The following is a 12,932-nucleotide window of genomic DNA, read 5'->3' on the forward strand; positions in this document are numbered from 1 at the left end:
CCCGCTAGAATTTATATTTCTTTCCTATCTCCCCAAAAACTTGCACCCAAGGTGCCAGGTCCTAGGTGAGATCCTATTGTTGTTCCAATTTCGTATATCTTTATATCATAGCCTTCAAATTTTTCACTTAAGGTCTCTCTTAACTCTTCCGCATCCTCATGTAAATGGGTATGAACTATGAAGATTTCCTTAGGTAAGGATGAGTCCTTCGCGATATGGTTTTTGATTTGCCCTATAAGTGCCTTAGTGGCCTTTTTCTTAGTTCTTATCTTATCCCTTACTAGTAGCTTTCCTTCAAGGTTTACTTCTATAAGTGGACAAATATTTAATAAATTTCCAAAAGAACCCGCTGCCTTTGAAAGTCTACCACCCCTAACAAGGTAGGTTAAATCACTTGTAAAAAACCAGCCGTGCACATATTCTCTTTTTTCTTTGGCAAGCTCATAGACTTCTTCAATGGACAAACCTGATTTTCTAAGGTCATTTAAATATAAGACCAGAAGTCCTTGACAAGCTGTGGCAGTGAGAGAATCTACTACATAGATTTTCCTTTCAGGATACTTCTCCTTTAGCATATCAACAGCCATTAGGGCCTGGTTATATTCGCCGGTAATACCAGAAGACAGGGTCAAATGAAGTATGTCCTTATCTTCTTTTAAAAGATTTTCAAAATATTCTATGTAAGATGAGTAGGTTATCTGACTGGTCTTTGTCATTGCACCATCCTTCATTGCTTCATAGAAGTCATTAAAGGAAATACTTTCGCCAAAGTCTTCCTTATAATTTTTACCATCTATTTCATAATTAAAGGCGATCCATCTGATATCTTCCCTATCTAAAATTTCTTTATTTATGTCAACAGTAGATGTCGCACTCAGTATAAAATCACTCATATAATTCCTCTCATAATATAAATAATATCATACTTTCAAATAATTTAAATTCAATTTCTTATATATTTTCTATCAATTAAATATGAAATTACAAAAGCAAGCAGAGCTGGTATTATCCAAGCAAAACCTATTTTAAATCCTGGAAGAGTATTTTCTCCAAAAGTCAAAATAGAATCTAATAATCCTATGTTTTTTATAGGATCAGGCAAAGCTTTTATAAAGTCAAGTAGGGCAAATAAGCTTGTTACGCCTAAAGTAATTTGGTAAACTCTCTTTCTCTTACCCATATAAATTGATAAGATTGATAGGAGAATTAGGACAATTGATATAGGATAGATAAACATCAAGACTGGTACAGATAAGGATATTATCTGTTTTAAGCCAAGATTTGCTACCAAAAATGATAAGCCAGTAAAGATATAACAATACTGTTTATAAGAAATATTTATCTTAAACATATCTTCGAACATCTCAGAACAGGCTGATACAAGACCAATAGCTGTCTTTAGGCAAGCTATAAATACTATAACTGACAAAATCAAGTGACCAAGCCCTCCAAGATAATGACTGGAAATTTTTGCTAAAATTACAGCTCCATTTTCAAAATCATCCATAATATTTGCACTTCCTGCCCCCATAAAGGCAAGGCCTGAGTATATTATAGACATAGCTATTAGACAAACTATGCCAGATTTAAAGGTTTCAAAGGCCATAGATTTCTTGTCACTTACTCCCAAGTTTTTTATATTTGAAATTATTATAATCGCAAAAGCAAGGCCTGCTGGTGCATCTAAGGTATTATAACCATCTACAAAACCTACAGCAAAAGGTGATACTAAGTACTTTGGAGCAGCTCCTTTAGCCCCAATAGGACCCATTGGTTTAAATATTGAAAGGACCAATAAAAGGGACAATAAGATTAAAAATATTGGAGTCATATACTTACCTATGGTATCGATTAGGCTTGCCTTTTTAATTGAAAAGAACAAGACTGCCAAGAAAAATACCACAGAAAATATAAAAAGACCGACAGGATTATAAAAATTCTTAAAGCCTTCAAATATTACCTCATAGGAGGTGGTTGCTGTTCTTGGTATAGCAAAGCCAGGACCTATGGCTAGGTATAAAAGAGTGGTAAAAAAATAAGCAAACTTCTTGCCCGCTCCCTTTGATAGGTCAAACAAGCTCTCACTATCACTTGCAGCTGTTGCTACTACTGCTAATATTGGCAAGCTTACAGCTGATGCCAAAAATCCAATTGTTACTGGAAATAAATTAGCTCCCGACCTCTGACCTATTTCTAGGGGGAAAATCAAGTTTCCCGCCCCAAAAAATAAGCCAAAAAGTAAGGAACCAATCAATAAATTTTCTGATAATTTTAATTTATTTCTCATATTAATTCCTTTATTTTGTTAATATGATACATCAATTCACAAAATAATCAATCAACTTATAGGCTTTCTACATATTTTTTAACATCAGGACCAACTAAAATTTCTCCATCATCCTTAAAAAGAATTGGTCTTTTGACAAGCATGCCATCAGTTGCCAAAAGATCATATTTCTCATCAAGACTCATCTCTTTAAGCTTATCCTTTAGATTCATCTGCCTATAGATTTGGCCTGAAGTATTGAAAAATCTCTTGATATCATAGTCTGTAGCCTCATGCCACTTTTTAAGTTCATCCCTAGTCGGATTATCTTCTTTAATATCTCTTAAATCATATTCTACATTTTTCTCATCAAGCATCTTTAGTATGCCCTTGCATGTAGAACACCTATTATAACAAATTATTTTCATTTATTTCCTCCCAAATATTTCATAACAACACTTGCCATAAGGGTTGGCCCATAGATTATGGCATCTTCATTAAATTTGGCCTTGGCATTGTGAAGTGGATAAACTGTTTGATCATCTACCTTACAACCTACCATCATCATAACAGCTGGCACATTTTTTGCTACATTTGCAAAATCATCTGAAGCTGTAACTGCTTCAGCTTTGTCAGAATAATTAAAATCTGGATTTTCCTTTTTTATTTCCTTTAAGACTTCTACTATATCATCTACCATTTGATCATCATTTATTATAGCAGGTACATCTGATAGTATTTCAAAACTTGCCTTACCCCTAAAGGCTTTTGCAATATGATCAGCAATTTCAGGAATCCTAGTCTTGATATGTTCCTTACTTTTTTGTGAATAGGTTCTTGTAGTGCCTTCAATAATAGCCTTATCTGGGATAATATTTGGAGCATTGCCCGCACTAATGTGGCCTGTAGTAAGAACAGCGCCCTCCCTAAAGGATATTTCTCTAGATACCAAAACTTGAAGAGCATTTACAATTTGTGCTGCAATAAAGGCTGCGTCTACCCCTTTTTCAGGCATAGCTCCATGGGCTCCGTAGCCTTCTACCTCTATCCTAAAGTTGTTATTGGATGTAGCCATCTCACCTTTTTTGATATAAAGTCCAGGTGCAAGAGTTGTATCCATATGAACCATCATAGCCTTCTCTACCTTTGGATTTTCAAGTATTCCTGCATCTATCATCTTCTGACTGCCAGCAAGAAGCTCTTCTGCTGGTTGGAACATTAGTTTAACTACTCCATTTATCTTGTCTTCATTTTCCTTAAGTAGCTTTGCTGTTCCTAAGAGCATAGCTGTATGGAAATCGTGGCCACACAAGTGACCATTTTCATTTGTGCTCTTGCAAACTACATCAGCTTCTTCTTTAATAGGAAGGGCATCCATATCAGCCCTTAATAGTATGCACCTATCCCCCTTACCAATCGTTGCAAGGACTCCTGATTCTATTGGTTTTGTATAATCAATTCCCATCTTATCAAGTTCATCTGTGACAAGTTTGACAGTATTAGTCATCTCAAAGCCAATTTCAGGATTTTCGTGAAGCTTTCTCCTAATTTCTATTAAATAGTCTTTTATGTCTTGTGATTTTTTATAAAAATTCATAATAACTTCCTTTCTTTCACTTAAAATATACCCAAAATTTAGGCTAATCTTTCTATATTTTTCTCTAAAATTTCTACAGGATAGGTAGATTCGATCCTATTTATCAAATCATCAATAATTTTTCTAGCGACCCTATTTGAATTGCTTATAGTTACAAAGGCCAAATGGGCCTTGTTAAGGATATCTAGGTCAGAAATTTCTGCTGCAGAAATATTTAAATTTTTTCTAGCATAATCTAAAATTGACCTCACAGTCCTTCTCTTATCCTTAAGAGAAAAGGCATCATTATTATAAAATTAACTTCAATTAGGTATACATACATCTATACATCCTTGTTGTGCTTCTTATCAGCCAGGAAGACTGCAAGAAGTGATGATAGAATCAGATTGCCCTTGCCAAAGCAGGTGTACCTTGGCTCCCATAAGCTCGCATACTTTGATTTATAATTTCTAAGCCCTTTAAATGGATAGATGCTATCGGCGTGACCATAAATAAAAGCTGCAACCCTCTCGCTCAAATAAGCTGACTTGTACTTACCAACATTGGATAGAGGTGCCATACCTAGGTTAAAATATTTCATTCCCTCATCCTGGGCCTTTAAGAAAAGATTTAAAAATAGATAATCCATCATAGAATTTATATTCATATCTGTGTCATACCTCATAAGATCGATGGTCATTACATCCGGGTCATAGTTTGGCATAATATTAGTAAAGGCAGTAACATCACCTTCCTTATCATAAACAAGACCAAGCCTTGACTCATTTAAATAATCCCTATCAAAAAATCCTAGGGAAAATCCCTTCTCTTCCCTTCCCTTAAGCCACTTATCTGAAATAATTTCAAGCCTGTCAATGAGGTCATCATTATAAGGGGGATCTAAGATATCAAATTTATAACCATCCTTTTCAAACCTATTTAGGATATTTCTAAGAGAGGATTTTTTCCTCCCTGCTAAAGAAAATTCACGGAGGTCAATAAGGGCATTTTCACCAAATTTCATAAAATCAAACCCATAATCGTGCAAATTAAGGGTAAATTTCTCACCCACTTCATAAAAGACTGGATTTAGTGATTTGATATAGGATCTTTCTATAAAATCTGACAGAGCCTCATCCAAGTATGCCCTATCACCAAAGGGCTCACCCATGACAATAATCTTGTTATTTACTATTTGATATAAAAATGCCATGAGCTTTTCGTCATTTTCATTAGTGTAATAATATATATACTTATCATTCAAAAAGCCAAGACCAGCTGTAGTTGATCCTGTCGGAGTATTTTTTTGAACAAAGTCCCTAAATTCTCCTATGTCTGGTTCATCACTTATTAAAACATCCTTTTTCATATAAAGAAGAATAAGTTTTAGACATAATAAAACAGCACCTATCAATATTGAAAAAATCAAAATTTTATTTAAGAAAGGATAATTCTCTAGAGGCTGATCTGAGGCTATATTTTTAAGGTATATAAAAGCCCAAAAGCCTGCAAAAATCGAATCTATGATTATCTCTTCTACACTAAATACAAAAGCATCCTTTATTAGGGCCTCTCTTGTTAGATAAGAAATAAAGCCTATCAAGAAAAGAGGAACCAAGGTAAAGACAGTATCCCCTATTAGAATTAGATAAAATCCAGTGAAAGCCAAAAGTGGATAAAGTATCTTTAAAAATTTCTTTTGTCTATCAAAGGCTAATCTTGCTAGGATTAAAAAGACAAAGCCTAATACAAATTCAAGCAGAGCCCTAACAAGGACAATTGTCATAAAAGAAAATTCATTAAAGGGAAAATAATTTAAATTATCACTCACATTCACACTCAAAAGAAAGCCGAGACCATAAAATCCAATAAAAATCGAATTAATTCTTTGTATGTATTCTCTAGCAAGCTTTAGGGCAAGTTCACCATAATTATTTCTCAGTGAAATCAAAATATCCTTAAATCTTATAAAGACATAAATAATACCCACTAGCAAAAATATACCAAGAATGAGACTCGTTTTAAAACCTGTAGCAGTCTTGGCTAAATAATATATAGCCATCAAGACAAGAAACAAAAATATAAAATGTATAAATTTTCCCTTATATTTTTTAATTAACTTCATCTAATCTCCTTTCAAAAAATCTAAAACAAGCCTGTTAAAAATCTCAGGGGCCTTCCTTGCTAATCTGTGACCCTGGTTTTTTATAATATAAAGCTTGCAGTCTCTAATGTTTTGGGCAATACCTCTTATGTGAGATAGCCTTATCAAATCATTAGACCCAACAATAATCATAGTTGGATTGTCAATATCTCTAAGGTCCGACTTTTCAAGCTTAAGATCTCCTAGCAGAAGTCTTGCTACCCTTTTATTCTTTTTAAAAAATGGCAAAATAGTCCAGACTATATTTTCTAAAATCATAAGGACCTTTGCAAAAGGTGTAATCCCATCAAATCTCGCATTTGGAGCATTAAGAATGAGTTTATCAATCATTTCTCCATAAAGCTTATGAAATACAAGGGCAAGATTTGCCCCATCAGAAAAACCTAAGACGTGGGCCTTATTAAGGCCCAAAGCCTGGTAGACTTCCTTTAGGTCATTAGCCATAATTTCAAAACTGAGCTTATCCTTATTATTATCAGAAAATCCATGATCCCTAAAATCTATCAAAATAAGATGAAAATACTTAGATAGAAATCCTATCTGATATTCAAAATAAGTCATATCCCCATCATTGCCATGAAGGAGAAAAAGATTTTCACCCTGGCCATACTCCTTATAAAAAATGTGGGTTCCGTCCCTTAATTTTATATAATCATCTTCACTACTTTTCATAAAAGCTCCTTTAATTAATTATATCACTTTCTATTAATAAGTCTTTTATAGTGAAGATATTTTTATAATTAGTAAAATAAAAGCAAGGAGGATCTATGAACTTTAATTTTAATGATCAAAAAGAAAACAAAATCAATTTTATATTCGAAGAAGATAATAAGCATAATTTTTTTAAGGCTAAAAGTGGTGAAATATTACCAGTAGAAGCTGAAGGGGAAATCCTACTAGGACTTGGCAAAAAGGAAGACTTTACTAAGGATGTCCTAAAAGAAGCTGTCGCTAAACTTATAAGATTTTTAGCTGATAAGGATATTTCTACTATTTCATTTTCAGCAAATAATACAGACCTTGATGATAAGGACTTTTGCCTAGCAATAGTAGAAGCCTCTATAGTGGCTTCATATAAGTTTGACCACTACAAGAGCGAAAAAGCTTGTCAAAAACTTTCTGAAATTAACTTTGATGAAAGCCTTTCACCATATAAAGCTGACCTAGAAGAGCTTTCAAATGTTTTAGAAGGTCAATTTTTAGCAAGAGATCTTGTGAATCTAAGGTCAAATGACATCTACCCAGAAACTTTAGCCCAAGCTGCCCATGATAATTTATCAGACCTTGGCGTTGATGTAAAAATCTATGGCAAGGATGAAATTCTTGATATGGGCCTTACTGCTTTTTATGAAGTAGCTAAGGGATCTGATAAGGAACCTAAATTTATAGTTATGGAATACCTAAAGGGAGACAATGAGCCTCTAGCCTTAGTTGGTAAGGGTCTAACCTATGATGCAGGCGGTTACTCTATTAAAACATCTGCTGGTATGAAGACTATGAACTCAGATATGGGTGGATCAGGTACAGTTATCGGTGCAATGAAGGCAATTGCTTCAAATAAGCTTAAAGTCAATGTTGTAGCTATTGTTGCAGCCTGCGAAAACCTAATATCAGGCAGGGCTTATAAGCCAGGTGACATAATCAAAGCAAGAAATGGCATGACAATAGATGTAGATAATACAGATGCTGAGGGAAGGATTACCCTCGCAGATGCTGTAAATTACGCAGCTACAGAATATAAACCAAGCCTATTAGTTGACCTTGCAACCCTTACAGGTGCAGTCCTAGTGGCTCTTGGTGAAACCTATACAGGTGCTGTTACAAATGATGATGCTGCCTTTGCTAAGGTTAAAAAAGCAAGCGAAGATTCTGATGAAAAAATTTGGCAACTTCCAAATGACCCATTCTTTAAGACCTATAATAATAGCGAAAATGGCGATGTCAAAAACTCTGGTGGCAGAATGGCAGGATCTATAACAGCTGGCCAATTTATCGAAAACTTCATCGAAGAAGTCCCATGGGTACACCTTGATATAGCAGGAACTGCCTACCTATCAGCTCCACAAGGTATAAATGAAACAGGAGCAACAGGTGTCCATGTCAAGACTCTATATAATTTAGCTAAAAACTATTAATAAAAAATTCCCAAGTACCTTAGGATCTTCCTAAAGTCTTGGGATTTATTTTTATATACCTAGGTAGGCTGCCTTTACATCTGGATCTGCCTTTAGATCACTCGCCTTACCTTCTTTTACAATCTTTCCTGTCTCAAGAACATAGGCCCTGTCGGCTATATCAAGGGCAAGATTTGCATTTTGTTCTACAAGTAGGATTGTCCTGCCTTCTTCTTTTAAAATCCTAATCGTATCAAATATCTTATCTACAAATAGAGGCGATAGACCCATTGAAGGCTCATCTAAAAGTAGCACCTTAGGGTTAGTAAGTAGAGCCCTACCCATAGCTAGCATTTGCTGCTCACCACCTGAGAGAGTTCCTGCTTTTTGATTTTTTCTTTCCTCTAAAACTGGGAAAAGCTCGTAAATTTTTTTAAGTTCTTTTTGATTTTCCTCATCAGACCTATCCACAGCTATTGTTCCAAGTTTTAAATTATCCTCTACAGAAAGACCTGCAAATACACGTCTTCCTTCAGGTACTTGTGCAATGCCTTCTCTTGTAATTTGGAAAGATTTTTCCTTTTTGATTGACTTTTCATTAAAGAAAATATCACCCTCTTTGGCATCCAAAAGACCTGAAATAGTCTGAAGGGTTGTAGTTTTGCCTGCACCATTGGCACCAATTAAGGAAACCACTTCGCCTTCTTCTACTTTAAGGCTGATACCCTTAAGAGCCCTGATATTTCCATAATATACACTTAAATTTTCAACTCTTAATATACTCATATTTCCTCTTTCTAGTTGCCAAGATAGGCCCTTACTACTTCTTCATTTGAGATTACTTCTTTAGGATCACCTTGAGCAAGGATTTCTCCATAATTTAGAACAATAAGTCGTTCTGATATACCTAAAACCAGGTTCATATCATGCTCTATCAATAGGATTGAAACTCCGGTTTTTTCTCTTATGACCCTTATAGAATCCATAAGATCTTGAGTTTCAGACTCATTCATACCTGCTGCTGGCTCATCTAGTAGAAGAAGCTTAGGTCTTGTTGCCATAGCCCTTGCTATTTCGAGCTTTCTTTGGGCACCATATGGAAGACTTCCTGCAAAGGCCCTGAAATATTTTTCTAGATTGAAGAGGCTTAAGATTTCCTTAGCTGTCTCTGTCGCTTCATTTTCTTCCTTCCAGAAGCTAGGAAATCTTAGCATACCACTAAGAACTCCATAGTCCATGTATTGGTTCATGGCAAGTTTAACATTATCTAGTACTGTTAGGTTATCAAATAGTCTTATATTTTGGAAAGTCCTTGCTACACCCATCTTTGAAAGCTTATCTGGAGAAATACCATTGGTCATCTCCCCATCTAATAAAATCTCACCGCTTGTTGGGGTATATACTCCTGATAACATATTAAAAAGAGTAGTTTTACCAGCTCCGTTGGGGCCGATTAGGCCTAAGAGCTCACTCTTTTTTAGGTTAAAAGTTACATCAGATACTGCCTTAAGTCCTCCAAAGGAAATGCTGAGGTCTTTTACTTCAAGCACATTATCATGTATTATTTCTTTACTGTTCAACTTCAACATCTCCTTTCTTATACTTATCTATCTTTAATAGATTTCTTATTGAAAATTCTTTTCTTCCTAAAAGACCTTGAGGTCTATAAATCATAACAGCTATAAGGATTAGAGCATAGATTACCATTCTCCATTCAGCAAGTGATCTTAATATTTCCGGAAGAATTGTTAGGCCAATTGATGAGAAGATTGCACCTGTCATAGATCCCATACCACCTAAAACTACCATTACTAGATAGTCAAATGACTTGTTGTAGTTAAATATATTCGCTGCCAATACCCCAAAGCTTTGAGCATAAAGGGCACCTGCTATACCTGCAAAAACTGCGGATAGGGCAAAGGCAAAGGTCTTATACTTTGTGATATTGATACCGCAAGCTTGGGCTGCCAATTCATTATCTCTTATTGATAAGACAGCCCTACCATGACGGCAAGAAGCATAGGTAAAGATCATAGCCACAAGGAAGGCTGCTACAAAATAAAATTTGCCGAAATCATTGGTTGTTGGAATTCCTGCAAGACCTTGGGCACCACCTGTAAAAGCTAGGTTCTCGATTAAAACTCTTATAATTTCCCCAAAGGCTAGAGTTACTATGGCTAGATAATCACCGGTTAACCTTAAAACAGGAAGTCCGATTAAAACACCAAATATAGCTGCAACCACTCCTGCTATTATAAGAGAAAGTATAAAGCCTAAAAATCCACCTACTAGGCCGCTTTTAAGAAATAAAGCTGCTGAATATGCACCAATTGCCATAAAGCCAGCGTGGCCTAGGTTAATTTGTCCTAAGACACCTACAGTTAGGTTAAGACTTGTTGCCATTATTATATTTATACAAATTAGTACAAGGATATTTTGCCAATATCTATTTAAAAGATTAAGTCCAATTAGACTTTGGATTATTACAAAAAATAATACTACTAATGCTGTTGTGATAAGATAAGTTTTCTTTCTATTCTTGGACATATCACACCTTTTCTTTCTCTAGTTTGCCAAATAAGCCATTTGGAGCTACTAGTAAAACTATAATCAACACTACAAATACTATGGCATCTGCATAAGCACTTGATAGGTAAGCTCTGGTTAAAACTTCTATTATACCTAGGATTAAACCGCCTATAACAGCCCCTGGTATGCTTCCAATTCCTCCTAGGACCGCTGCTGTAAAGGCCTTAATACCAAGCATAGATCCCATGAAGGGTTGGATTTGTGGATAGCTAGCTACATATAAAACTGAAGCTACACCTGCAAGGGCTGATCCTATAGCAAAGGTCATTGTCATAACCTTATTTACATTTATGCCAACAAGCTCTGCTGCGCCGTAGTCTTCACTTACAGCTAGCATTGATTTACCGTGTTTTGTTTTATTTACAAATAAGTTCAATAAATATGTTAGTATAATTGTTGATACGATTGTAACTATTGTAGCAAGTGATAGGTGAACTCCTCCAAAGTTTAGAGACTTTTGAGGGAAAAGCCCTGGTATAGGTTTTGCACTTGATGTAAATATCTTTACAAATAAGTTTTGTAAAAATAGGGACACACCTATGGTAGTTATAAGTAAGGAAATTCTTGAAGAATTCCTAAGTGGCTTATAGGCTACTCTTTCTATAACTACGCCAAGTATCGTACATACTAATATGGCAGGTACTATAGCAAGCCATAGTGGCAAGCCTGCCTTAAATAAAGGTAATTGGATGGCAAGAAATACAGTATATCCACCCACCATTATGATATCGCCGTGGGCGAAGTTGATAAGTTTGGCTATACCATAAACCATCGTATACCCTAGGGCTACAAGGGCATATATAGAGCCTAGTTGTAGCCCGTTAAATAATTGGGTAATAAAATCCATTAATCTCTCCTCTTTCTATCTAGGGTTAACAATTGAATCAAACTTGTATTCCCCTTTTTCTATCTTCATAATTGATGCTGCCTTTTTAGGATTGTTATTTTCATCAAAGGTGAAAGAACCTGTTATGCCTTTAAAATTTAAACCCTTTATTGCAGCGCATCTATCTTCGTTTGAATCAGACTGGGCTGCTTCAAAACCTTGTTTTATTATATAAACTGTGTCATAGCCTAGGGCTGAAAATGCAGTAGGATCTTCTCCATAAGTTTCCTTGTATTTACTTATAAATTCTTGAACCTTTGGATCAGTATCTTCAATACTAAAGTGATTGGTAAAGAAAGAATTTTCAATTACATCATAGCTTGATGGGTCCATTGTCTTTAAGATTCCATCCCAGCCATCTCCACCCAAGAAGGCTGCATTGATATTTGCATTTCTTGCTTGTGGTGTAATAAGTGATAATTTCTCATAATATTCTGGCAATAACAATACGTCAGGATTTTTACCAGCTATAGTTGTAAGTTGAGCCTTAAAGTCTGTGTCATTTTCCCCATATGATTCCTTGGCAACTATTTCAATACCTAGCTCTTCTGCCTTCTTTTCAAAGGCATCAGCTATACCTGTTGAATAATCACTTGCAGTATTTTCTAAGATTGCAGCCGTCTTTGCCTTTAAGCTATCTTTTGCATAAATTGCTAATAAATCACCTTGATAAGGGTTTGTAAAACATGTCCTAAAGACATTTGGCTTTCCTACGGTTATTGATTCTTCAGTACCTGTTGGGGTAATAACTGGTATGCCATCAGCTTGACTTGCTTCTGCTATCGCTTGTGATGGGCTTGAGGTATTTGTACCAATTACAGCTGCCGCTCCATTTTCTACAAGCTTTCTATAACTAGTAACAGAATCTGTTAACTCTCCCTTATCATCCAATGATTCTAGGCTAATCTTTTTACCATCTATTCCGCCGTTGGAATTTATTTCTTCAACGGCCATCTTAATTCCATTTACAGTTGATACACCATAGTTGGAGTATTGACCTGTTAGTGGGAAAGTTGAGCCGATTTTTATAGTATTCTCATCAGCTACATTTTTATTATTTGTTCCGCTTCCACATCCTGTAAATATTGCTCCTGCTATAGCAATCATGGTTATAATTTTCTTGTTCATTTTTCCTCCTAATTATTTTTGGTAGAAAAAAACCTCCGTCTTTCCTACCATATGGTAGAAGAGACGAAGGGTTTGTTAGTCTAAATTTAACCTGCTCCGCGGTACCACTCTTCTTCATCAAACGATGCACTCTGATCATATAATGAATAACTCTGTAACGGGAGTTCCCGGCTACACCTACTAATCTTTCAATGCGCTGCTTCATGGCT

Annotated in this window: 12 protein-coding genes, 1 pseudogene and 1 other annotated feature (1 of these 14 running past the window's edge); of the genes and pseudogenes, 1 reads left to right on the forward strand and 12 read right to left on the reverse strand. The window is 35.4% G+C overall.

Annotated elements, in window-relative coordinates; all coding sequences use genetic code 11:
• Positions 1-11 precede the first annotated feature (11 nt).
• The 7 genes and pseudogenes from ACCQ42_RS05165 to ACCQ42_RS05195 form a co-directional block, all read right to left on the reverse strand.
• Entirely contained in the window at positions 12-893 is an 882-nt protein-coding gene (locus ACCQ42_RS05165; RefSeq protein ID WP_265236334.1) for a DegV family protein, read from the reverse strand.
• Positions 894-943: 50 nt separating this feature from the next.
• Positions 944-2,287, reverse strand: coding sequence for a branched-chain amino acid transport system II carrier protein (gene brnQ / locus ACCQ42_RS05170; RefSeq protein ID WP_410035552.1), 1,344 nt, complete (start codon positions 2,285-2,287; stop codon positions 944-946).
• A 56-nt stretch (positions 2,288-2,343) separates the two neighbouring features.
• Positions 2,344-2,694 carry a Spx/MgsR family RNA polymerase-binding regulatory protein gene (locus ACCQ42_RS05175; protein WP_106460363.1) on the reverse strand — a complete coding sequence of 117 codons (351 nt, stop codon included), beginning with the start codon at positions 2,692-2,694 and terminating at the stop codon, positions 2,344-2,346.
• The gene (locus ACCQ42_RS05180) at positions 2,691-3,863 is read right to left on the reverse strand and encodes a M20 metallopeptidase family protein (protein ID WP_410035553.1); all 1,173 of its coding nucleotides are present in this window, start codon (positions 3,861-3,863) and stop codon (positions 2,691-2,693) included. Before ACCQ42_RS05180 ends, ACCQ42_RS05175 begins: the two co-directional genes overlap by 4 nt.
• Positions 3,864-3,901: 38 nt before the next feature.
• Positions 3,902-4,138: pseudogene (locus ACCQ42_RS05185) on the reverse strand (DUF503 domain-containing protein); the annotation flags it as partial.
• Between the two features lie 47 nt (positions 4,139-4,185).
• Positions 4,186-5,967 (reverse strand): phosphatidylglycerol lysyltransferase domain-containing protein, encoded by a 1,782-nt coding sequence (locus ACCQ42_RS05190; protein WP_410035554.1) that lies wholly within the window; start codon positions 5,965-5,967, stop codon positions 4,186-4,188.
• Complete coding sequence (locus ACCQ42_RS05195) at positions 5,968-6,678, reverse strand: alpha/beta fold hydrolase (RefSeq protein WP_410035555.1); 711 nt, start codon at positions 6,676-6,678, stop codon at positions 5,968-5,970.
• A 95-nt stretch (positions 6,679-6,773) separates the two neighbouring features.
• Between ACCQ42_RS05195 and ACCQ42_RS05200 the strand changes: the two genes are divergently transcribed.
• Positions 6,774-8,141: a leucyl aminopeptidase gene (locus ACCQ42_RS05200; RefSeq protein WP_410035556.1), complete on the forward strand. Its 1,368-nt coding sequence runs from the start codon at positions 6,774-6,776 to the stop codon at positions 8,139-8,141.
• 51 nt (positions 8,142-8,192) lie between these two features.
• Here the strand turns inward: ACCQ42_RS05200 and ACCQ42_RS05205 are convergent, their stop codons facing one another.
• The 5 genes from ACCQ42_RS05205 to ACCQ42_RS05225 are packed head-to-tail and all read right to left on the reverse strand — an operon-like array spanning position 8,193 to position 12,723.
• Positions 8,193-8,906, reverse strand: a complete 714-nt coding sequence (locus tag ACCQ42_RS05205) for an ABC transporter ATP-binding protein (protein ID WP_265236322.1) — start codon at positions 8,904-8,906, stop codon at positions 8,193-8,195.
• Between the two features lie 11 nt (positions 8,907-8,917).
• Positions 8,918-9,709: an ABC transporter ATP-binding protein gene (locus tag ACCQ42_RS05210; RefSeq protein WP_265215305.1), complete on the reverse strand. Its 792-nt coding sequence runs from the start codon at positions 9,707-9,709 to the stop codon at positions 8,918-8,920.
• A complete protein-coding gene (locus ACCQ42_RS05215) occupies positions 9,690-10,667 on the reverse strand; it encodes a branched-chain amino acid ABC transporter permease (protein WP_410035557.1) in 978 nt (325 codons plus the stop codon). Before ACCQ42_RS05215 ends, ACCQ42_RS05210 begins: the two co-directional genes overlap by 20 nt.
• Position 10,668: 1 nt before the next feature.
• Positions 10,669-11,556, reverse strand: coding sequence for a branched-chain amino acid ABC transporter permease (locus ACCQ42_RS05220; protein WP_265215302.1), 888 nt, complete (start codon positions 11,554-11,556; stop codon positions 10,669-10,671).
• 15 nt (positions 11,557-11,571) lie between these two features.
• Positions 11,572-12,723 carry an ABC transporter substrate-binding protein gene (locus ACCQ42_RS05225; RefSeq protein WP_410035558.1) on the reverse strand — a complete coding sequence of 384 codons (1,152 nt, stop codon included), beginning with the start codon at positions 12,721-12,723 and terminating at the stop codon, positions 11,572-11,574.
• Positions 12,724-12,779: 56 nt separating this feature from the next.
• Positions 12,780-12,932 (reverse strand) — a binding site (T-box leader); it runs 90 nt beyond the window's last position.

The sequence above is a fragment of the Anaerococcus kampingae genome, assembly GCF_046365475.1.
Taxonomy (GTDB): domain Bacteria; phylum Bacillota; class Clostridia; order Tissierellales; family Peptoniphilaceae; genus Anaerococcus; species Anaerococcus kampingae.